This window comes from Polaribacter sp. Z022, assembly GCF_023555495.1.
In the GTDB taxonomy this organism is placed as follows: Bacteria; Bacteroidota; Bacteroidia; order Flavobacteriales; family Flavobacteriaceae; genus Polaribacter.
In genome coordinates, this window is sequence record NZ_JALCZO010000005.1 from 221,675 (window position 1) to 245,961 (window position 24,287).

Sequence of the window (24,287 nt, forward strand, 5' to 3'; positions counted from 1 at the left end):
TAACTAGCATGTTTTCATCAAAAAAATATTCTAAAAATTTTAGATTATTTATACTTTTATTTTGTGTTTCATTAAATTTTTACAGTCAGTCTGGTATAAAAGGATTTGTAACTGATGAAAAAAAAGTGCCTTTAGAAATGGTTTCTGTTGCGCTTATTAGTCCAAAAGACAATACTTTTTTAAGTTACACAACAACCGATGAAAAAGGATTTTTTCGCTTAAATAATATTCCTAAAGACACTATAATTCTTCAATTAAATTTATTAGGATTTAAAACATTTTCAAAAAAAATAATTTATAAAAATCAATTACTAGATCTTAAAAATATAGTTTTAAAAGAAGATATAGGATTGTTAGATGAGGTAGTTATAACTGCAGTTGTACCTGTTCAAATAAAAAAAGATACAGTTAGTTTTAATGCCAATTCTTTTAAAATAAACCATGATGATAATATAGAAGGTTTATTAAATAAACTTCCAGGTATAGAAATAGAAGAAGGTAAAGTTATAGCTCAAGGAACAACTGTTACTAAGATTTTTGTTGATGGTAAAGAGTTTTTTGGTGGTGACCCATCTATAGTTCTTAAAAATTTATCTGCAGATGTTGTGGCTAAAATTGAAGTAATAGATAAAAAAAGTGATGAGGCAGAATTAACGGGTGTAAATGATGGTAATAAAGAAATTGTAATAAATTTTACACTTAAAAAATCTAAGAAAAATAGAGGTTTTGGAAAGGTTGCTGGTGGTTTAGGATTAGATAATAGATATTTTAGTAACCTAAATTACAATCAATTTAATACAAAAGCACAATTATCTGTAATAGGAAAATTTAATAATATTAATGTAACAGGTTCTAACATTCAAGGTTTTTTAAAAAATGCAGATGGCATTTCTGATGATTCTGATGATAATGGGGAAGATGATTTTATAAAGCAGCAAAAAAACTTAAATGGATATTTAAAAACAGTTGTTGCAGGTATTCATTATGGTAAAGAACTCAAGAAAAAAGAATCTTTTAATGTAGATTATTTTTATAATTTATCAGAAAACAATGGTGTTTCAGATACCAAAAGAGTATTTTTTTCAAACAGTAATAATTTTAATTATTCTTCAGAAAACTCTTATTTAAATATTTCAGATAATCATAATTTAAATTTTAATTATAACAATAAATCTAGTAAAACTAAAAGTTTAAGAATTAAAGGGAGGTTTTATTCAGATTTAAGAACATCACTTCTTAATAGAGGAGGCTCTTTTTTTAACGAACTTGATGAGTTAGTAACTACGAACGACAATATTTCATCAAATAAAAATTTAAAGAAATTCGGGAATTTAAATGTAAATTATTATCAAAGATTACCCAAACAAGGAAGAAGTTTTAGTACAGTTTTTATAACTACTATAAATAATTATAATAAAGATAGCGACCAAGATATTTTTATAACTAGAAATATAAATAACACAAATACTTCAAATACTAGTTATGATATTTATAGAAATCAAAATATAAATTCGGCAAATATATTTTTAAGAATTAAATATACAGAACCATTAGGAGGAAATCATTATTTTAATACAGAAGCTTCATCTCAAACCTTATCTGGTAAAGAAAATACCAATCAAAACAGAAAAACTGTAAAAACAACAACAGAAGAGGATTTTATAGCTTATAATTATAAATATTCTGAAAATAGTTTTAAAACAAAGTTCTACCATAGTTATAATAAATCTACCTTAAATGTTTCTACAGGTTTAGAGTTTCAAACATTAAACAGAAGTTTTGGAGAGGTAAATAAGCATCAATTTAAAAGAGAAGAATTGTATGCAAATCCATATTTCTTTTTTCAATACAAACCTAAAAGAGGCAAAAAATATAGATTTACTTATAGAAAGTTAATTAGAGCTCCAAGAGCAAGTCAAACAAATCCTTTTTATAATGATATAAATCCGTATGCAATTTTTACAGGAAATCCAGATTTAAAAACAGAAAAAACACACTCTTTTTTAGCCATTGCTAATGTGCATGATTTTAATTCATCTTTAAGTTTTAATGGAAGGTTACAATACCTTATTTCTTCTGATGCAATCATTAGAAATGTAAGTATAGATAATAATTATATTAGAACAATTAGTTATCAAAATAACGGAAATAGAACAAGATTTAACGCTTTAGCAAACTTTAGTAAAAAAGTAAATAGTTTAGGAATTCGTTTGAGTCTTAAAAACAGGTTTTCATATAACTCTGTAAATTCTGTTGTAAACTATGAACTTAATAATGTTGTATCTCAAGATTATTTAGTAAATTTTTTAATTCAAAATAATAGAAAAAGAAGAGTAGATTTAAAAGCAGGAGCAACCTACAAAATAAATAATACCAGTTTTTCTATAGAAAATGATTTAAATAGAAAATTTACTTCACAAAAATATTTTGGAATGGTAGATTTTGATGTAACAAAAAGGTTTAATGTAAATACCCAATTAGATTATATTGTTTATACAGATAACAATTTTTCTATTAAACAAGAAATTCCTATTTGGAACGCAGCAATGTCTTATTCATTATCAAAAAACAACAACATTTTAAAGTTAGTTTTAATAGATTTATTAGACAAAAATGTAGATGTTTTTAGAAGAAGTACCTTAAATTATTTTGAAGAAACAAATCTTCAAAGTTTAGGACGTTATGTAGTATTAAGTTATACTTACAAGTTAAATACAGGTAAAAGAAAACGTAAGAAAAAGAAATAATAAAAATTATTGCTTAATTTACTCTAAAATACATTTTCTACATTTATACAAACACATAGCTATTCTTTTTTTTTCATTTTTACATTAATATTAAAAGTAAAAACAAACCGATTTAAAAAAGGATTCATGAAATTATCAAACATTATATTAATAATATTCCTTAGTTTTTTTGCATTTACTAGTTGTAATGATTCTGTAAAAAAAGAAAACCCTACTATAAAAAAAGAAGTATATAAAGGTAAAAAGCCTAATATAATATTTTTATTGGCAGATGATATGGGGTATGGAGAATTAGGTTCTTATGGTCAAAAAGATATTAAAACACCTTTTTTAGATTCTTTAGCTTCTCAAGGAATGCGTTTTACAGATTTTTATGCAGGTACAGCAGTTTGTTCTCCATCTAGAGCAGTTTTAATGACAGGTTTACATACAGGTCATGTTACAATTCGTGGAAATAAAGGAGATATTAATGGTAATTGGGATAGAGTTCCTCTTAAAAAATCGGAAAAAACTATAGGAGAAATGCTTCAAAACGTAGGTTATCAAACAGCAATGATTGGTAAATGGCATTTAGGTGTACCAGAAGATACATCTACTTGGGCAAAAGGCAGAGGTTTTGATTATGCAGTGCAAGAACAATGGGGTAAAGATGTAAATGGTAAAGAAATAGATGAACGAGTTCATTGGGTAAATAATAACCAAGATTCAATTTTCTATAATTATAACAATCATAAATGTTTGGATGAATTTAGAACAAATTTTGCCTTAGATTATTTAGATAAAAAATCTACAGAAAAACCATTCTTTTTATACATGTCTTACAGAACACCTCATGCACATGAATATTTTTTAAGCAAAACAGATTTGTATCTTGATAAAATTGAAGAATGGCCAGAAATAGAGAGAAGACATGCAGCAAGAATTACAATGTTAGACCAACAAATTAAAAGGTTGTTTACTAAATTAAAAGAAAGTGGCGAGTTAGATAATACTTTAATTGTTTTTTCGAGTGATAATGGCTCAACAAAAGAAAATCATCATAGTTACAAATTTTTTAAAAGTTCAGGAATTTTACAAGGAGGTAAAAGAGATTTGTATGAAGGTGGAGTAAGAGAACCAATGATTGCTTATTGGAAAAACAAAATAAAAGCAGGAACTACTTCTAATTTGCAAAGTGCTTTTTACGACATTATGCCAACTTTTGCAGAAGTTGCAGGTACAACATCACCAAATAAAACAGATGGAATTTCAATCTTACCAGAATTATTAGGTAAGGATAATCAGAAAAAACACGATTTCTTATATTTCGAAATTCAAGAAGGTAGAAGTGTAAGAGGTTTTAAACAAGCAACACGTTTTGGAAAATGGAAAGCAGTAAGAATAGCAAATTCTTACCATACAGAATTGTATGATTTGTCTACAGATATTTCAGAAAAAAATGATGTTTCAAAACAACACCCTGCTTTAGTTAAAAAGGCAAATGAAATTTTAAAAAAAGAAAGTATTAAGAACCCACATTTTCCTTATTCTGGAGGAGTATTTAAAAAGTAATTTATGAAGTATATTAAATTTACAATTCTAAGTTTAGCTTTAATTACTATTTCTTGTAAAAAAACAACTGAAGTAGTAGCTAAAAAAAATGTAACAAATGAGCGTCCAAATATTATTTGGATTATGGCAGAAGACATGAGTACAGATTTAGAAACTTATGGAATGCCAGATGTTAAAACACCACATTTAAATAAAATGGCTTCAGAAGGTATTCGTTTTGATAATGCCTTTGTTACAAACCCAATTTGTTCTCCTAGTAGATCAGCAATGATGGTTGGTACACACCAAGTTAAAACCAACTCTCATCATCATAGAAGTAATAGAAAAATTCCTTTAGACACTCAATTTAAACCTTTTACAAAATTATTAAGAGATGCTGGTTATACTACCATTTTAGGAAATCATGCAGTAATGAAAAAAGGTCGTAAAATTGATGTAAATTTTAAACACAAACCAATAGGTAATTGGGATGGTAAAACAGAATTTGGTTTGTTTGATAAGTATGATACTTTCGAAAAAGAAGACCAACCATTTTTTGCGCAAATTCAATTAGTGGTAACACATAGAGGAGATTGGTGGAATAAAGTTAGAGAAGAATCTAAACACCCTGTAAATCCAAAAACGTTGACTTTGCCACCATATATGGCAGATCATCCTGCAGTACGTTTAGATTGGGCTAAATATTTAGACCAAATAGAGTATATGGACAATGAAGTAGGAATGATTTTTAAAGAATTAGAAGATAAAGGAATGGCAGACAACACCATTGTAATTTTTATTGGAGATAATGGACGTTGTAATATTAAAGGAAAAGGATATTTACAAGACCCAGGTTTAAGAATTCCTTTTATTATGTATTATCCAAAAAAGTTTAAAGGAGCTCAAGTAAGAAAAGATGTTGTTTCAGCAACAGATATTACAGCTTCTATTATAGATTTTGCAGGTATTGAAGTGCCAGATTATATGACAGGGCAACCAATTTTTAACAAGAATTTCGATAGAAAATTTGCTTATGGAGCTAGAGATCTATGGGATGAAATTGAAGAAAAATCAAGAGCAATTACGTCTGGAGAATGGTCTTATATTAGAAATGATATGCCAGAAGTTCCTTATGATGCTCAACAAGCATATTTAGAGTTTTACAGACCTGCAGTTCACATTATGAGACAACTGTACAAAGAAGGTAAATTAAATGAAAATCAGAAACCGTTTTTTGAACCTACAAAACCAAAAGAAGAACTTTATAATTTAAAAAATGACCCTCACCAATTAAATAACCTAGCTTCTAATATAGAGTATAAAGAAGTTTTAGAAAAACTTAGAAATAAAACTTTAGAGTTAGATAAACAAATGACTCCTGTTAGTAGTATTTATAAACCTACTTCAGTGCCTGGTCAAGAACTAGTAAAGTGGTTTAGAAAAGAACAACCAGAAGCATATAAACAAATGAAAGAAGGTGTAGAGGTTGGTTATAAAAAGTATAGTAGTGCTTTTAAAAAGCAATTAAAAAATAAAAAAAGTAAATAAAAATCAAAATAATGAAAATCAGTTTTAAAAATTTATTAAAATATTCATTCTTGTTAATTTTTGCATTTAATTTAATTTCTTGCGAAGAAGATAATTATGAATCTAAAGTTAATTTCAATCAAGATTGGAAATTTATTAAATTAAAAGAAACAACTTCTTCAGATATTGCTTACAGCAAAACTGTTTTTGATGATAAATCTTGGACTAATGTTTCTTTACCACATACAGCAAACATAGAACCACAAGTAGTAAATAATCAATGGCAAGGAGTTTCATGGTATAGAAAAAGTTTTGATGTACGAGTAAATCCTTCTTCAAAAAAAGTGTTTTTAGAATTAGAAGCTGCTATGAATTTTTCTAAAATTTGGATTAATGGAATATTAGTTTCAGAACATCATGGAGGATATTTACCAGTAAAAGTAGATATTTCAAAGTATGTAAATAAAGGAAAAAATGTAGTTGCTATTAGATTAGATAATACTGATAACGATATTACAGGGCCCAAACCATTAAAACGTTTAGATTTTAATATGTATGGTGGTTTGTATAGAAATGCTTGGTTACATTTTTCTGAAAAAGTATACATTTCTGATCCAGTTTTAGCAAACAAAGTTGCTGGTGGTGGAGTTTTTGTAACGTATCCTAAAGTATCTAAAGAAGTTTCTGAAGTTGCAGTAAAAACACACGTAATTAATGAAGAAAAAGAAGAGGTAGAAATTAAAATTGTTAATAGTATTTTCTTTGATAATGTGTTGGTGCAAGAACAAACTTCTACAAAGAAAATTGCAGGAGGAAGTGATGTAGAAATTAAAGAATCATTTTCAATAAATGAAGCAAAACTTTGGTCTCCAAAGAATCCTAATTTATACCGTTTAGAAACAAAAGTTTTTAAAGGTGAAAAGGAAATTGATGTTGAAACTACAAAATTCGGAATAAGAGTTTTTACTTTTGATGATGAAAATCAATTATACATCAATGGAGAAAAAACATTTTTAAGAGGTGTAAATCGTCATCAAGAATATCCATTTATAGGATATGCTTTATCAGATAATGCTCAATATAGAGATGCAAAAAAGATAAAAGATGGTGGTTTTGATTATATAAGATTATCTCACTACCCTCAATCTCCTGCATTTATGGATGCTTGTGATGAATTAGGAATAGTTGTGGTAGATGCAATTATGGGATGGCAATACTATAATGATACAGATGCTTTTAGAGAGTATTGTTATAGGTCTGCTACAGAACTAATTAGAAGAGATAGAAACAGACCTTCTGTTTTAGCTTGGGAAGTTTCATTAAATGAAACCAAAGCAATGACAATACCTTTTATGGCAGAATTAAATAGAATTACACATGCAGAATATCCAGGAGAGAATGTATATTCTTGTGGTTGGAAAGATGATGTGTACGATATTTATTTCCAAGCACGTCAGCATAGAATATTACACCCACATGATTTAAAAGACAAACCTTATTCTGTTTCTGAATATGGAGATTGGGAATACCATTCTAAAAACGCAGGTTTAAATCAAGATAATTTACCTAATGATATGCGTGCAGAATTAAGTAGTAGACAAGCAAGAGCTTTTGGTGAACAAAGATTGTTAAATATGGCTTATAATTTACAAGAATCTCACAATGACAATATGCATACTGTTGCTTATTCAGATAGTTATTGGGTAATGTATGATTACAACAGAGGGTATCATGATGATATTGAATATTCTGGAGTAATGGATCTTTTTAGATTGCCAAAGTTTGGATATTATTTTTACCAAAGTCAAAAAGATGTAAGTGCTGGTAATGTTTTAGAAATTGCAACTTATTGGAATGAAAAATCGCCATTAGATGTTAAAGTATTTTCTAATGCAGATGAAGTAAAATTATATTTAAATGATAAATTAATTGCATCACAAAAACCAGATACAGGAAAAAATACAGATAAATTAAATCATCCCCCATTTACGTTTAAAATTCCAAAATTTGAAGCAGGTACTTTAAAAGCAATTGGTTTTGTAAACGGAAAACAAGTTTCAGTAAGTACAGTGCAAACAGCTAAAGAACCTACTAAATTAAAAATTTGGATTGATGAAAGTGGTAAAAAACCAGAAGCAGGTGTTAATGACGTTGTATTTTGTTATATAGCAGCTGTAGATGAAAATGGCACAATAAATACGGAGTTTTCAGAAGAAATAGATGTTACCTTAAATGGAGAAGTAGAAATAATGAATCCAGATGCTATAAAAGCAGAAGCAGGTATTGCAACAGCGTTAATTAGAGTTGGTAATTCTTTAAGCGGAACTGTTTCAGCAAAATCAAAGAATTTAAAATCTAATAAGTTTACATTTTAATTAGTAATTATTAAAGCAAAAAAAAAGCATCCTTAAAGGATGCTTTTTTTATATAAGTTATTTAGAAACTATTTAGCTTCAGCATATCTTCTTTCAACTTCATTCCAGTTAATTACATTAAAAAATGCATCAATATAATCTGGTCTTCTGTTTTGGTAGTTTAAGTAATATGCATGTTCCCAAACATCTAATCCTAAAATAGGAGTTCCTCCACAAGTAACACCTGGCATTAATGGATTGTCTTGGTTTGGTGTAGAGCAAACCTCTACTTTACCTCCTGGTAAAACACATAACCATGCCCAACCTGATCCAAATTGTGTAGCTGCAGCTTTAGAAAAAGCTTCAATAAAAGCATCTTTAGAACCAAAAGCTGCTTCTATAGCATCTTTTAATTCTCCAGATAAATATCCTCTACCTTCAGGGTTCATTACTGTCCAAAATAAAGAGTGGTTATAATATCCACCACCATTATTTCTTACTGCACCATTACTCATATCTAAATTAGTAAGAATATCTTCTATAGATTTTCCTTCTAAATCAGTACCTGCAATAGCAGCATTTAATTTTGTTGTATATCCATTATGATGTTTACCATGATGAATTTCCATAGTTCTTGCATCAATATTTGGTTCTAACGCATCATAAGCGTATCCTAATTCTGGTAATTCAAAAGCCATTGTTATATATTTTAAAGTTAGTGTATTCTTTTTACGCTTGTAAAATTAACTATAAATAGATATTCTTACAAGAAGTTTACGTTTTGAAAATTTATAGAAGTATAAAGAAGATTTATTCTCCGTATTTTTGCATAAATTCTTCTAATTCTTCAACCATATTTATACTACCGCAAATAAATGGAACTCTTTGGTGTAATTCAGTTGGTTCTACATCCATTGTTCTTGTGTAACCATCAGAAGATTTTCCATTTGCTTGTTCAGCAATAAAAGCCATTGGGTTACATTCATATAATAAACGTAATTTTCCATCTGGGTTTCTAGATCCTTTTGGGTACATGTAAATACCTCCTTTTATCATGTTTCTATGAAAATCAGAAACTAAAGAACCAATATATCTACTTGTATAAGGTCTGTCACCTTCTTCTTCTTGACAATATTTAATGTATTTTTTTACTCCAAGAGGAAAATCAAAATAATTTCCTTCATTTACAGAATAAATACTTCCATTTTCTGGAAACTCCATTTTTGGATGTGATAAATAGAATGAACCAATTGCAGGGTTTAATGTAAATCCATTAACTCCATCTCCAGTTGTATAAACTAACATTGTAGAGGTACCATAAACGATATAACCAGCAGCAACTTGTTCACTACCTTTTTGTAAAAAATCTTCTAATTGAACAGGAGTACCTACAGGTGTTACTCTTCTATAAATAGAAAAAATTGTTCCTACAGATACATTTACATCAATATTAGATGAACCGTCTAAAGGGTCAATTAATACCACATATTTATTTTGGTGATTTTCATCAATACTATTTATAGTAATAAAACTATCTTCCTCTTCACTTGCTATACCACAAACAATATTTCTTTTTGTTAAGGTTTGTATAAACTTATCATTAGCATAAACATCTAATTTCTGTTGGTCTTCACCTTGTATGTTAGTATCTCCAAAAGCTCCAATAATGTCTACCAAACCAGCTTTGTTTACTTCATGGTTTACTACTTTTGCTGCTAATCTAATAGAGTTTAAAAGACTAGATAATTCTCCAGAACTATATTTAAAAGCATGTTGATTTTCAATAATAAATTCTCCTAAGGTTTGATTTTTTCCTGTCATAATTGGGCGATGTTGTATGTTTTAAACAAATATCTAAACTTTTTTAACGAACTACAACGTTTTAGTTCTTTATTTTTTTAAATAAAAAAAATTAAACAAAAGATAAATACCTGTTCAAAATATTTAAATATTTTTGGTCGAAACCAAAAAAACTATCTTTGATCAAAATTTTAAATTATGGATTTTATTGTAAGAAGAGGTGTAGAAAAAGACATGCAATCTGTATTAGCTTTAATTACAGAATTGGCTGTTTTTGAAAAAGAACCAAATGCTGTTGAAATAACAGTAGAAGATTTAATAAAAGATGGTTTTTCCGAAAATCCTCAGTTTAAAATTTTTGTAGCAGAACAAGATAAAAACATTATTGGTATAGCTTTGTTTTACGAAAGATATTCTACATGGAAAGGAAAAACAATTCATTTAGAAGATTTAATTGTAACTAAAGAAAAACAAAAAATTGGAGCAGGAAAAGCCTTGTATACAGCTGTTTTAAAATATGCTCACGATAATAATTACAATAGAGTTGCTTGGGAAGTGATAGATTGGAATTCTAATGCAATAGAGTTTTATAAAAGTACAGGAGCTACTTATTTAAACGATTGGTCTGTTGTACAAATGAACAAAGAAAGTTTAGCAAAATTTATTCAAAATAGTTAAAATGAAGATTTTTAAATTTGGAGGAGCTTCTGTAAAAGATGCTGCAAGTGTAAAAAATATTACACAAATTTTACAAAATGAAGGAACAGAAAATACAGTAGTTGTAATTTCTGCAATGGGTAAAATAACAAATGCTTTTGAAGAAGTTATAGATGCTTACTATAACAAGACAGATAAATTATCTGAAAAATTAGGAGTTGTAGAAGATTTTCATAAAAATTTAATGAATGAATTGTTTGATGAAAACGATGCAATTTATAAAGAAATAGATATTCTTTTAGGAGAGTTAAGTTGGTTTTTAGCCAGAAATACATCACAAAGATATAATTATGTTTATGATCAAATTATTTGTTTTGGAGAACTTTTATCAACTAAAATTGTAAGTGCTTATTTATCTAAAATAGGAGTAGAAAATAATTGGTTTGATGTAAGAAACTATATTAAAACAGATAGCAATTATAGAGATGCAAAAGTAGATTGGGATTTAACTCAAAGTATTATTAATAAAAAACTAGATGCATCAAAATTAAATATTACACAAGGATTTATTGCTGCAAACGACACAGAAAACACAACAACTTTAGGTAGAGAAGGGTCTGATTATACTGCAGGTATTTTTGCATATTGTTTAGATGCAGAAAATGTAACTATTTGGAAAGATGTTCCTGGAGTTTTAAATGCAGATCCAAGAGTATTTACAGATACAACTTTGTTAGAGCAAATTTCTTATGAAGAAGCAATAGAAATGGCTTTTTATGGAGCATCAGTAATTCACCCAAAAACGTTACAACCTATAGAGAGAAAAGAAATTCCTTTATTAGTAAGATCTTTTGTAAACCCTAAAGAAACAGGAACTAAGGTTTCTAAAGGAACAAGATTAAAGCCATATATACCATGTTTTATTGTAAAGAAAAATCAGATTTTAGTTTCAATTTCTGCTTTAGATTTTTCTTTTATGGTAGAAAATAACATTAGTTTTATCTTTCAAAAACTTCATGATTATCAGTTAAAAGTAAACTTAATTCAAAATTCTGCAATAAGTTTTTCTGTTTGTATAGATAACAAGTTTAACAAGTTTGATGCTTTTTATGATGAATTAAAAACTCAATTTAAAATTGATGTACAGAAAGGTGTAGATTTATATACGGTTCGTCATTTTGATGATAATGCAATTGCAGATATTGAAACTAAAGGAGACTCATTACTAACTCAGGTAAATAAAGAAACTATTCAAATAGTTTTGGCAACAAATTAATATTTACATATTTGTTTTTTTAGTATGTTTGTAGTTCGCTTTAATAAAAACGAATGGCATTAGTTACATCTAAAGAAATTGCTCAAGCAATTGGTATACAAAGACTTGGTTTTTTAGGAACATTTATAGGTTGGGTTTTACTAAAAATACTTCGTATTTCTGCTGTTAATAAAATCTATGATAACAATAAAAATAAATCTGATTTAGATTTTTTAAATGGTGTTTTAAAGGATTGTGATATAAAGTTTGAAATTCCTGAAGAAGACTTAAAAAGAATTCCAAAAAACGGAGCTTTTATTACAATTTCTAACCACCCTTTAGGAGGTATAGATGGTATCTTGTTACTAAAATTATTAATGGAAAAGAGAGCAGATTACAAAATCATAGCTAACTTTTTATTACACAGAATAGAGCCTTTAAAGCCCTATGTAATGCCTGTAAACCCTTTTGAAGATAGAAAAGATGCAAAGTCTAGTGTTGCTGGTATAAAAAATGCATTATTACATTTAAGAGAAGGAAAACCTTTAGGTATTTTTCCTGCAGGAGAAGTTTCTACCTATAAAGATGGTAAATTAAATGTAGATAAGCCTTGGGAAGAAGGAGCAGTTAAGTTAATTAAAAAAGCAAATGTACCAGTAATTCCAATTTATTTTCACGCAAAAAACAGTCGTCTTTTTTATTTTTTATCAAATATTTCAGACACTTTAAGAACAGCTAAATTGCCTTCAGAATTAATGTCTCAAGGAGGTAAGGTTATTAAAGTTAGAATAGGAAAACCTATTTCTGTTAAAGACCAAAATGAATTTAAAGAAATACCAGCTTTTTATGAATTCATTAGAAAGAAAACATATATGCTTGCTAATCCTTTTGAAAAAGCACATAAATTAATTTCTACTCAAAATATAAAAATACCTAAAAAACCAGCCAAAAAAATTACAGCTCAAAGAAGTACAGATTTATTTGTTAAAGAAGTAAATGCTCTAAGAGAAGCAGATGGAAGGTTGTTAGAAAGTAAAAATTATGAGGTGTTTTTTGCCAATGCAAAAGATATTCCAAACATCTTACATGAAATTGGTAGGCTTAGAGAAATTACATTTAGAGATGTAGGAGAAGGAACAAATAAGGCTATTGATTTAGATAAATACGACAAGTATTATTTTCATATGTTTCTATGGGATAGAGAAGCTAACTGTTTGGTGGGAGCTTATAGAATGGGACTTGGAAAAGAAATTTATAAGAAATATGGTATCAATGGTTTTTATGTACATACCTTATTTAGAATAGAGCCAGAGTTACACCAAATGATGGAGAATACTATTGAAATGGGTAGAGCTTTTATTATTGGAGAATATCAGCAAAAACCAATGCCTTTGTTTTTACTTTGGAAAGGTATTGTACACGTAACTTTAAGATATCCAGAACATAAATATTTAATGGGTGGAGTTTCTATTAGTAATCAATTTTCTGAGTTTTCAAAATCGTTAATGATAGAGTTTATGAAATCTCATTATTACGATCCATATATTGCACAATATATTTATCCTAAAAAAGAGTATAAGGTAAAATTAAAAGATGGTGATAAAGATTTTGTATTTGATGCCACTAAAGCTGATATGCAAAAGTTTGATAAAATTATTGATGAAATTGAACCTGGAGCTTTAAGAATACCGGTTTTAATTAAAAAGTATGTAAAGCAAAATGCACGCTTAGTAGCTTTTAATGTAGATCCTAAATTTAACAATGCAGTAGACGGTTTAATGTACATTAAAGTTGCAGATATTCCAGAAAGCACAGTAAAACCTGTTATGGAAGAATTTCAAGCAGAATTAGAACGTAAAGCAACAGAATTACAAAAAAGTAATTAAATTTTGTTTTAGAATTACATGCTTTTTTTATTAAATACAAACTCTATTTTAAAATCATCTGCAGAAACAATAGCATTTAATTGATTGTTTTTTAAGTAATAATTTATCTTTTTAGGAAAATCATTTTGTTTGTTTTCGCATATAAATGAAGTATCTGTTACATGCGTAAATTTAAACAAAGTAGGTTTTTCATTTACACCTTCAACTTTTAAATACAAACTATCCTTTAAATTAATAATGCTTAATATTTCTTTAAAAGTAGTGTCTTTTTCTGTTAAGGTATATCCAATCCCTTTTAGATTAGCATCCCATTTTTCATAAGTTGTACTTCCTTTTTTATCATTTACCCTAACCCAATCTCCAACTAAAAATAATGCTTTTTGTTTTTGAGTTTTCTCTTTTTTACAAGAAAGAAAGAATAATAAACAACATGAATAAAAGAGTATTTTCATAAAAAAAGTTTGCTTTCTTCAAATATACCTATAAAAATTGTAAATTCGCAATCCAAGAAAAGACAGAAGATGTTAGATAAATTAAGAATTGTTAAGCAGCGTTATGATGAGGTTTCTGATTTAATTATTCAGCCAGAAATCATTATGGATCAGAAGCGTTATGCGCAATTGATGAAAGAATATAAAGATTTAGGAGATGTTGTAAAAAAGGGAGATGAATATCAAACTTTATTAAACAATATTGAAGAAGCAAAAGAAATTCTTGCAGACGGATCTGATGCAGAAATGAATGAAATGGCCAAAATGGAAATTGAAGAAGCCAATTCAAGAATTCCGCAATTAGAAGAAGAAATAAAATTCTTATTAATACCAAAAGACCCAGAAGATTCTAAAAATGCTGTAGTTGAATTACGTGCAGGAGCAGGAGGAGATGAAGCAAGTATTTTTGCTGGAGACTTATTTAGAATGTATACTAAATACTGTGAAAGTAAAGGTTGGAAAGTTTCTACAGTAGATTATTCTGAAGGAACAAATGGAGGTTTCAAAGAAATTCAATTTGAAGTTACTGGTAATGATGTATATGGAATTTTAAAGTTTGAAGCTGGTGTACATCGTGTTCAAAGAGTTCCTCAAACAGAAACCCAAGGACGTGTACATACATCTGCTGCTACTTGTATGGTGTTTCCAGAAGCAGAGGAGTTTGATGTAGAGATTAACCCAAAAGATGTTAGAATAGATTTTTTCTGTTCTTCAGGTCCAGGAGGGCAATCTGTAAATACAACCTACTCTGCAGTACGTTTAACACACATTCCTACTGGTTTAGTTGCTCAATGTCAAGATCAAAAATCTCAACATAAAAATAAAGAAAAAGCTTTTAAAGTTTTACGTTCTCGTTTGTATGATATGGAGCTGGCTAAGAAAAATGCAGAAGATGCATTAAAGCGTGGTTCTATGGTTTCTTCTGGAGATAGGAGTGCTAAAATTAGAACTTATAATTATCCTCAAGGTAGGGTAACAGATCATAGAATTGGATTAACTCTTTATGATTTATCTAATATTGTTAATGGAGATATTCAGAAAATTATTGATGAGTTAATGTTAGCAGAAAATACAGAAAAGCTTAAAGAACTTGGAGATGGTTTTTAAAAAATAACCTCTCTAAAAATAAAAACCTCAAAACATTGTTTTGAGGTTTTTTTTATTAGTTTAAATAAGTTTATAAAAAGAGAAAAAGCGATTATAGTTTAGGGGGCCTATGAATCGCTTTTTACTGCTATACAATTGAAGAAATCTTCAAATAATAATCTTATTTTTTGGGGATAAGAAATAATTATAACCCAAAGATATTGTAGATAAAAGGTTTTTGCAATACCCATTTATGGGGTATTTTTTCTCTCACTGTTTTCAGTGATAAGACTCACTGTTTTCCGTGAGTTAAATAATAAGTATAAATTTTAAACAAAAAAAAGCGATTAATGTGTAGGGGGACAATTAATCGCTTTTTGTGTTAAACAAATATTAAAAGAAACTTTAACATAATTATTATGTTGGGGGAAAAGACTTCTTCTAGTACAAATATATTAGACTTTAATATTGTTTACAATACCCATTTATGGGGTATTTTTCTTATCACTGTTTTCCGTGAGAAATCTCACTGTTTTCCGTGAGTTATATAAAATATATGAAGAAGTTTCAATTTTTTGCATAAAAAAAAGCGACTAAAGTTTAGGGGACCTTTTAATCGCTTTCTGTGTTAAACAAATATTTAAGAAATCTTCAACACTATTAATTATGCTGGGGATAAGATTCTTATACTACAAATATATAGTGCTAAATCATTACCCACAATACCCATTTATGGGGTATTTTTTCCTTCACTGTTTTCCGTGAAAAGACTCACGGAAAACAGTTAGAAAATTGTTATTTACCAAAAAGATGTAATTCTGTAAACTCTTTATCTATAAGAATAGATTGAGTATTCCCATTTTTAACATTATCTAATGAAATTTCAACATTATCTATTTGTATAGATGCTATTGTAAAAGGTAAATTGTGCAATTCAATTTTAAATTTAGAATAAGCAGCGTTAAAATCACCTCTCTTATGTTGTTGTAAAATAAATTCGTCTTTTTTACCTGTTAGTTTAAAAGTACGTAAGCTAAATCTTCCTTTTTTATAATCATAACCATCATGAGCATCATCATATAATTTAGAAACTTCTTTACCTTCTTTATAATAAACATCTAAAGTAATTTCGTCAAATTTCTTTTCACCAACATATTGTTGAACAGGGTATTTAGGTATTACAGCTCCTTCTTTAATAAAGATTGGCATACTATCAATATCTGCATCAACCCACATTTCTTTACCTCCTTCTACAACTTCATCTGTCCAGAAATTATACCATTTACCTCTTGGAATATACATTCTTCTTCCTTTAGCATTTGGTTCTTGTATTGGACAAGCTAAAATTTGTTCACCAAAAATAAATTCATCACTTCTATAATGAGTTCCATGATCTTCTTGATCATATAAAACTAAAGATTTTAAAATAGGAGTTCCATCATCTAAATGTTTCCAAAACGCAGTGTATAAGTAAGGTAAAAGTTGGTATCTAAGTTCAACAAACTTTCTTACAATGTCAGTAATTTCATCACCAAAAACCCAAGGTTCTTGATCTCCATGATCTCCAGAAGAATGCACTCTACAGAAAACATGGAAAATTCCTAATTGAATCCAACGTGCAAATAATTCTCCTTGAGGTTGTTCTGCAAATCCACCAATATCAGATCCTGCAAAAGAGAATCCAGACATTGCCATTCTTTGTGCTTGGTTATTAGCAATTGCTAAATGTTCCCAAGTGGCAACATTATCTCCCATCCAAGTAGAAGTATATCTTTGGGCACCTGAATATGCAGATCTTGTAATTACGAAAGGTCTTTTTGGATATGCGTATTTTTTTAATCCATGATAAGTAGCACGTGCCATTTGAGTTCCATAGATGTTATGTGCTTTTCTATGAGAACAAGGGTTTCCATCAAAATCATGACGAACATCATCTGGGAATGATTTGTTAGGAACATCCATTACTGCTGGCTCATTCATATCATTCCAAACACCTTTTACACCAATGTCTTCAATTAATTCTTGAAATAAACCAGACCACCATTCTCTAACTTCTGGTTTTGTATAATCTGGGAAATAACATTCTCCTGGCCATACTTTACCTTTCATATAAGGTCCGTCTGCACGTTTACAGAAATAATCTTTATCTAAAGCTTCTTTAAAAACATCATATTCTAAGTCGATTTTAATACCTGGATCTATAATAACCACAGTTTTAAAACCATCATCTTCTAATTCTTTTACCATTCTTTTAGGATCTGGGAAATAGTTTTTATCCCAAGTAAAACAACGGAAACCATCCATGTAATCGATATCTAAATAAATAGCATCACAAGGAATTTTTAAATCTCTAAAAGTGTTTGTAACTTCTTTTACATTAGATTCTGGATAATAACTCCATTTACATTGGTGAAAACCTAGTGCCCATAATGGAGGTAAAGCATGAGGCTTACCTGTTAAATCTGTATAATTTGCTACAACATCTTGCATTTTTGGTCCGTAAATGAAGTAATAATTCATTTCTCCACCTTGTGCCCAAAAACTTGTTACATTTCTTCTTTCTTGTGCAAAATCGAAAGACGTTTTAAAAGTATTATCAAAGAAAATACCATAAGATTTGTCATTTTGTATTGCAGTATAAAATGGTATTGCTTTATAAATAGGGTCAGTGTACTTACCAAAAGCATAAGAATCTGTTGCCCAGTTTTCAAAACGTTTACCTTTCATGTTTACTTCTACAGGTTTATCACCTAAACCATAAAAACTTTCTGCTTTTTGACAAACTTTACTCATTTTTACGATATCTCCACCATGTTCATAACATTCTTCCCAGTGAAAACCAATTTCATCTTGATTAATAAGTTTTAGATCTAAAGCATCATATAAACTTACTTGCAAACTTCGTTTTTCTACTTTACATATAAGTTTTGAAGTAGTAACTATATAATGTGTTTCATCTTCTGTTACTTCTAAAAAGTTATAACCTCTAGAAGCATGAATTGTTACACCATATGAAAAATCATTTTCAAACTTACCTGTAGTGGCATATCTAAATCTAATAACACTGTCTCTTACAACTGTAAGTTGTAAAACAACATTGTTTTTTGTTGTAAAATATAATGTATCTACATCTTTTTTGTAGTTTACAATTTCTGAGGGAAATAAATTTCCTTTTTGTTCTAATTCTGTGTTAACAATCATTGTCTTGGTTGTTTATTTTGATGAGCAAAATTCGTAAAATTTAATAAAAATTATAGTCTATAAACTTAATTTTTACGATAACGTTTTAGCTTAAATTAAATGCAAAAATATTGCTTATTTATTTAAAAATAAGCGTAATAAGAAATCATTTTTATATTGATAAAAGAATTTTTAAAGTGATAAAAATGTTATGTTATTTTAAGAAGTATAAAAAAATAAACCCTCTTTATTATCAAAATATCATTAATAATTAAGAGGGAAAATTAATTTATTGGTATTTAAATGCAATCATTCCTAATGGAGGTAAGTTTAATTCAACAGAATTTTCTCTGCCATTCCATTCTTTAATGCTTGTTGTTGGATTTTCGTTCTTGAAATTTCCTGTGCCATTGTACTTTTCATCATCACTATTAAATACTTCATTTAAAGTACCTGCCTTAGGAACTCCAATTCTATAGTTTTCTCTTGGTATTGGTGTAAGATTTAATACAATAATAATATTATCTTTTTCATTATTACCTTTTCTTATATAAGACATTATAGAGTTTTCATGATCTCCATGATCTATCCATTCAAATCCTTCTGGTGAAAATTGTTTTTGATGTAAAGCAGCTTGTTCTTTGTATAATTTATTTAAGTCTTTTACTAAAGTTTGTGCTCCTTTATGCACTTTATAGTCAAGTAAATGCCAATCTAAACTGCCATTAAAATTCCATTCACTAGTTTGCCCAAATTCACCTCCTTGAAACAATAATTTTGCTCCAGGATGCGTAAACATAAAACTATAAAGTAGGCGTAAGTTTCCAAATTTTTGCCATTCATCACCTGGCATTTTATCTACTATTGCTTTTTTTCCATATACTACTTCATCATGAGAAAGAGGTAACATAAAGTTTTCTGTAAATGCATAGTTTAAGCTAAATGTTAATTCATTTTGATGGTGTTTTCTATAAATTGGTTCTTTAGCAAAATAATCTAATGTATCGTGCATCCAACCCATCATCCATTTCATACCAAAACCTAAACCACCATCATATATTGGTCTAGAAACTTGAGGAAATGATGTTGATTCTTCTGCTATAGTTTGTACATCTGGAAAAGATTCATAAACAGCAGCATTCATGTCTTTTATAAAACTAATTGCTTCTAAGTTTTCTCTTCCTCCAAATTCATTTGGTTCCCATTGGCCTTCTTCTCTAGAATAGTCTAAAAATAACATAGAAGCAACAGCATCTACTCTTAAACCATCTGCATGATATTGATCTAACCAAAAGATTGCATTGCTAATTAAGAATGCTTTTATTTCGTTTCTACCGTAGTTAAAAATTAAACTTTTCCAGTCTTGATGATACCCTTTTCTTCTATCAGGATGTTCATATAAATGAGACCCATCAAAGAAACCTAAACCATGATCATCTGAAGGGAAATGTGAAGGAACCCAATCTAATAATACACCAATTCCTTTTTCGTGAAATTTATCTACTAAAAATTTAAATTCATCTGGATATCCAAATCTTGAAGTAGGAGCAAAGTAACCTGTTAATTGATACCCCCAACTTGGATCGTAAGGATATTCCATAATAGGCATAAATTCTACATGAGTAAAATTCATTTCATCAACATAATTTACTAAATCTTCTGCTAATTCTTGGTAACTTAAAAAACGATTTTCTTCAATTTGTTTTTTCCAAGATCCTAAATGAACTTCATAAACAGAAAAAGGTGCATCTAAAGCATTGTTCTTTTTCCTGTTTTTCATCCATTTTTTATCTTTCCAATCATAATCATCTTGCCAAACTACTGACGCAGTTTTTGGTGGATGCTCACACCTTCTAGCAAAAGGATCTGCTTTTTCTGTGGTTATATCATTATTAGAGTTTCTAATTTTGTATTTATAAATACTTCCTTTTTTAACTCCAGGTATAAAACCTTCCCAAATTCCACTTCCATCCCAACGTACGTTTAAGTGGTGTTCTCCTTCTAACCAAAAGTTAAAGTCGCCAATTACAGCAACCGATTTTGCGCTTGGAGCCCAAACAGAGAAATAAGTTCCTTCTACACCATCTTTGGTAATTAAGTGTGCTCCAAATTTTTCGTAAAGGCGATAATGTTTTCCTGCCTGAAAAAGGCTGATATCAAATTCTGTAAATAGACTGTGTGCTATTGTTTGTGCCATAGTTTTATGAGTTCAAAATATTTGCAATCCCTTTTAATGGAATAATTGTCCATTTTGGTCTTGAATTGAGTTCGTAACCTAACTCGTAAATTGCTTTTTCTAATAAGCAATATTTTAATAAAAATCTTCTTTCGTTTCTGTAACCTATATGTAGGTTAGCTTCTTTTGTAGTTGCAACATAAGTTTCCATAAATATGGAAACCATGTATTTGTATAATAATTCTCCGTATTTAAATAAAGTTGCTTGTTCTTTTTTATAGGCTTCTTTATGATTAAATATGGTTGAGTAAATTGCATAATGAAAAGATCTAAACAAACCAGCAACATCTTTTAAAGGAGGTTGTTTAACTTTACGATCTCTTATGGTGCTTTCTGGTTCTCCTTCAAAATCTAAAATGCAAAAGTCATCATCTTGTACTAAAACTTGTCCTAAATGATAATCTCCATGAATTCTAATTCTTTCTCCTTTTAGTTTAGTCCAATCAAAATCTACCAAACGTTTTCTAATTTCATTTTTATTATCTAAAAAATCTTGAGCTAACTCTAAAGAATATCCTTCTAATTTATGTAAATTATTTTCAGCTAGGTTTAATCTGTTTTGAAATTGATAAGTTAATCTGTTTTTTAACCAAACTGTATAATCTCCATTAAAACGAGTGGGAGTAAAGGCTGTTTCTTCAAATTCAGAACCAAGTGCAATGTGCATTTCTGCTGTTCTTTGTGCTAGTTTTTTTATTTTTTTAAATAAATGTAAACCAACCCAATCTATAATTTGAGGAGAAACTTCAGATATTTTAACACGATCAAACATTTCTACATCTGGTAATTCTTCTAAAGAAATTTGTTTGCTATCTATGTTTAAATATATTTTATGAATTTCTTTTAAAAAATAGTCCCAAGCATCTCCATTATTTGGAACTAATTTTTGCATTAGCCCAATAGTAATATTTACATTTTCAGAATCAATAATATTCATACTTCCTAAATAAGGAGGCGTATTTTTAAAATCTTTTTTGTCTGATAAAAAACGACTCATTTCATAATCTGGATTTTTATCAGCATAAATTCTTCTAAAAAATTTTAAAATAAAAGTTTCATTATAAATAATGGATGTGTTGCTTTGTTCTACGCCCATAAACCTTGAAGATTCATAAGCAGGGAAATTAAAGCCTTCTGTTTTGTGATATTGTACAGGTGTTTTATCTACAGGTAAAGCAGAACTAATTCTTTCATAAACTACTTTTCTAAAGGCTTCTAAATGCATAGCATCAATAATAAAACCTTCTTGATCTTTTAGTTTTAAAGGAAGGATTCGTCCTTCTTTATTATAGTTTTCATCAGAAACAAAAGCTATAGGTAAAAAATAATGATGGTAAAAAGCTTCTATAAAATTAACTTCTAAAATTAAACCAAAATAGATTTCTCCATTCTTTTGAATTTTAAAATATTCTGTTAATTCTACATATTTTATTTTACTAGATTTACCTCCATACCAACGTTGTTTTTGTATGTAATCTTCTAAAATATCTGATAAAAAAATGTTTACAAAATCTTTATCTTCAATTAATTCTTCCCATTTATTTTTAGAAGAAAAAAGTGCAGTATTAGATTTTGTAAACGTTTCTTTTGTCATTATTTATTAATTTTAAATATATGAAAAGGTAATGTTGCATGTAATTCTACATAATTCCATTCATTATACCAATTGTAACAATTTCTTGTAACTAAATCTTCAACTTCAATTTTTTGATCATGATTAATATTTAAATCATAAAGAGGAAGTTGCACTGAACCAGATTGTGAGTTGTAAGCATCTAAACTTATTACTGTTAAAGTTTCATTAGTCTTATCATCATTCCATTTATAAAAAGCAATTAATTGATCATTACCAGTTTCTAAAAACTTAATGTTGTTTGTTTGTTGATAAGATTCGTTTTCTTTTCTAATGTTATTAATTCTAGAAATTAATGTTGTTAATTTATTTTCTATAGACCAATTATAATGACAAAGTTGAAACTTTTCTGACATATAATATTCTTCTTTTCCAGGAATTGGATCGCTTATCATTTGTTCAAAAACTGGTCCGTAAATACCAATGTTAGAACTTAGAGTTGCAGCTAAAGCATAACGTTGTAAATATTTACTTTCTGGAGCTCCTTGTAAATGAAACGGATTAATATCTGGTGTATTAGGCCAAAAATTTGGTCTCATAAATTCTCTTTGCTCAGTTTGAGTAAGATCATTCATGTACTCAATTAATTCGTGTTTAGAATCTCTCCAGGTAAAATATGTGTAAGACTGAGTATATCCTTGTTTTGCTAATTGTTGCATTACTTTAGGTTTTGTAAAAGCTTCTGCTAAAAACAAAACATCTGGGTGTTGCTTTTTTACTTCAGCAATAATCCATCCCCAAAAATAATATGGTTTTGTATGTGGGTTATCTACTCTAAATACATTAATTCCGCAATCAATCCAATATAATAATGTGTCTAAACACTCTTTCCAAAGGTTTTTAAAATCTTTACTTTCCCAATAAATAGGAAGAATATCTTGATATTTTTTTGGAGGGTTTTCTGCATATTGTACTGTTCCATCTGGTCTCCATTTAAACCAATCTGGATGATCTGTTACCCAAGGATGGTCTGGAGCAGCTTGTAATGCATAATCCATTGCAACTTCTATACCCAATTCTTTGGCTTTAGATACCAAGTTTTTAAAATCTTCTACAGAACCTAATTCTGGATGAATATCTTTATGGCCTCCATATTTAGAACCAATACCCCAAGTAGAACCTACATCTCCATCTTGTGCAACAGTTGTATTGTTTTTTCCTTTTCTATTTACTTCTCCAATAGGATGAACAGGAGGGAAATATAAAGTATCAAATCCCATTTGTGCTATTCTTGGAAGTAGCCTATGACAATCATTAAACGTACCATGTTTGCCTTCTTGTTCTGAAGCAGAACGTGGAAAAAATTCGTACCAAGTAGAAAATCTTGCTTTTTTTCTATCTACATAAACTTTATATTCTGGTGATGTTTCAGTTAAAAATTTCTGAGGATATTTTTTGAATATGTCTGTAGCTTTTTCAGAAACAGCTTCTTTAATTGCTTCTGCATATGTTTCACTATTTTTAAAGATAAATATTAAATGTAATAGATAATCTTTTTCATCTTGTGTAACTTTATCTACAAGTGAAGATATTAATTCTGCACCTTCTAATAATTCTGAGTTTACATGCTGATAATCATCAATTTTTCTTTGTAAACCATGTTGCCAGTTTAAGATATAATCTACCCAACCTTCAACTTTATAAGAATAATATCCTTGTTTTGTAGTTTGAAAACTTGCTGTATATTCATCATTAAAAGTTGGAGACATTCTAACTTCAGACCATTTTTTGTCTTTTTCATGTTTGAATAAAACACTAGTTTGAAGAACATCATGTCCATCAACTAATACATCTGCAGTTACATTTACAATTTCATCTACAACACGTTTTATAAATACAGTTCCTTGGTTTATTTGAGGAGAAACGTTTTCTACAACTATTCTACTTTGATTTTGCATTAACTAA

Annotated in this window: 15 protein-coding genes; 8 read left to right on the forward strand and 7 right to left on the reverse strand. The window is 28.6% G+C overall.

All coding sequences use genetic code 11. The features are described from left to right. Positions 1–8: 8 nt before the first annotated feature. The 4 genes from MPF13_RS12680 (at position 9) to MPF13_RS12695 (ending at position 8,179) form a co-directional block, all read left to right on the forward strand. Positions 9–2,747, forward strand: coding sequence for an outer membrane beta-barrel protein (locus MPF13_RS12680; protein WP_249983039.1), 2,739 nt, complete (start codon positions 9–11; stop codon positions 2,745–2,747). 126 nt (positions 2,748–2,873) lie between these two features. Next, on the forward strand, positions 2,874–4,298 hold the full coding sequence (locus MPF13_RS12685) for an arylsulfatase (RefSeq protein ID WP_249983041.1): 1,425 nt from the start codon (positions 2,874–2,876) through the stop codon (positions 4,296–4,298). A gap of 3 nt (positions 4,299–4,301) precedes the next feature. After that, positions 4,302–5,825, forward strand: coding sequence for a sulfatase family protein (locus tag MPF13_RS12690; RefSeq protein WP_249983043.1), 1,524 nt, complete (start codon positions 4,302–4,304; stop codon positions 5,823–5,825). Positions 5,826–5,836: 11 nt separating this feature from the next. After that, a complete protein-coding gene (locus tag MPF13_RS12695; protein ID WP_249983045.1) occupies positions 5,837–8,179 on the forward strand; it encodes a glycoside hydrolase family 2 protein in 2,343 nt (780 codons plus the stop codon). Between the two features lie 68 nt (positions 8,180–8,247). Here MPF13_RS12695 and MPF13_RS12700 read toward each other — a convergent pair whose 3' ends face one another. Together MPF13_RS12700 and fbp are read right to left on the reverse strand one after the other, a co-directional pair. Continuing rightward, positions 8,248–8,856 (reverse strand): superoxide dismutase, encoded by a 609-nt coding sequence (locus tag MPF13_RS12700; protein WP_249983047.1) that lies wholly within the window; start codon positions 8,854–8,856, stop codon positions 8,248–8,250. A gap of 112 nt (positions 8,857–8,968) precedes the next feature. Then, positions 8,969–9,979 (reverse strand): class 1 fructose-bisphosphatase, encoded by a 1,011-nt coding sequence (fbp, locus tag MPF13_RS12705; RefSeq protein ID WP_249983049.1) that lies wholly within the window; start codon positions 9,977–9,979, stop codon positions 8,969–8,971. Positions 9,980–10,156: 177 nt separating this feature from the next. On the opposite strand from fbp, the gene MPF13_RS12710 reads away from it, so the two are divergent. Genes MPF13_RS12710 through MPF13_RS12720 form a run of 3 tightly spaced genes read left to right on the forward strand, consistent with a single transcriptional unit; the run spans position 10,157 to position 13,756 of the window. Next, a complete protein-coding gene (locus tag MPF13_RS12710; RefSeq protein WP_249983051.1) occupies positions 10,157–10,636 on the forward strand; it encodes a GNAT family N-acetyltransferase in 480 nt (159 codons plus the stop codon). 1 nt (position 10,637) lies between these two features. Then, positions 10,638–11,891: an aspartate kinase gene (locus tag MPF13_RS12715; RefSeq protein WP_249983053.1), complete on the forward strand. Its 1,254-nt coding sequence runs from the start codon at positions 10,638–10,640 to the stop codon at positions 11,889–11,891. A gap of 53 nt (positions 11,892–11,944) precedes the next feature. Then, complete coding sequence (locus tag MPF13_RS12720; RefSeq protein WP_249983055.1) at positions 11,945–13,756, forward strand: GNAT family N-acyltransferase; 1,812 nt, start codon at positions 11,945–11,947, stop codon at positions 13,754–13,756. A gap of 14 nt (positions 13,757–13,770) precedes the next feature. On the opposite strand, the gene MPF13_RS12725 is transcribed toward MPF13_RS12720, so the two are convergent. Next, positions 13,771–14,208 (reverse strand): DUF6265 family protein, encoded by a 438-nt coding sequence (locus MPF13_RS12725; protein WP_249983057.1) that lies wholly within the window; start codon positions 14,206–14,208, stop codon positions 13,771–13,773. A gap of 69 nt (positions 14,209–14,277) precedes the next feature. On the opposite strand from MPF13_RS12725, the gene prfA reads away from it, so the two are divergent. Continuing rightward, entirely contained in the window at positions 14,278–15,354 is a 1,077-nt protein-coding gene (gene prfA, locus MPF13_RS12730) for a peptide chain release factor 1 (protein WP_249983059.1), read from the forward strand. Between the two features lie 774 nt (positions 15,355–16,128). Here prfA and MPF13_RS12735 read toward each other — a convergent pair. The 4 genes from MPF13_RS12735 to MPF13_RS12750 form a co-directional block, all read right to left on the reverse strand. Next, positions 16,129–18,534, reverse strand: coding sequence for a glycoside hydrolase family 31 protein (locus tag MPF13_RS12735; protein WP_249983061.1), 2,406 nt, complete (start codon positions 18,532–18,534; stop codon positions 16,129–16,131). 268 nt (positions 18,535–18,802) lie between these two features. Beyond that, positions 18,803–20,710 (reverse strand): 1,4-alpha-glucan branching protein GlgB, encoded by a 1,908-nt coding sequence (gene glgB, locus MPF13_RS12740; protein ID WP_249983063.1) that lies wholly within the window; start codon positions 20,708–20,710, stop codon positions 18,803–18,805. Positions 20,711–20,714: 4 nt separating this feature from the next. After that, positions 20,715–22,343: a trehalose synthase gene (locus MPF13_RS12745; protein WP_249983065.1), complete on the reverse strand. Its 1,629-nt coding sequence runs from the start codon at positions 22,341–22,343 to the stop codon at positions 20,715–20,717. Further along, a complete protein-coding gene (locus tag MPF13_RS12750; protein ID WP_249983067.1) occupies positions 22,343–24,280 on the reverse strand; it encodes a maltotransferase domain-containing protein in 1,938 nt (645 codons plus the stop codon). The genes MPF13_RS12745 and MPF13_RS12750 overlap by 1 nt, the downstream gene beginning before the upstream one ends. Between the last annotated feature and the right edge of the window lie 7 nt (positions 24,281–24,287).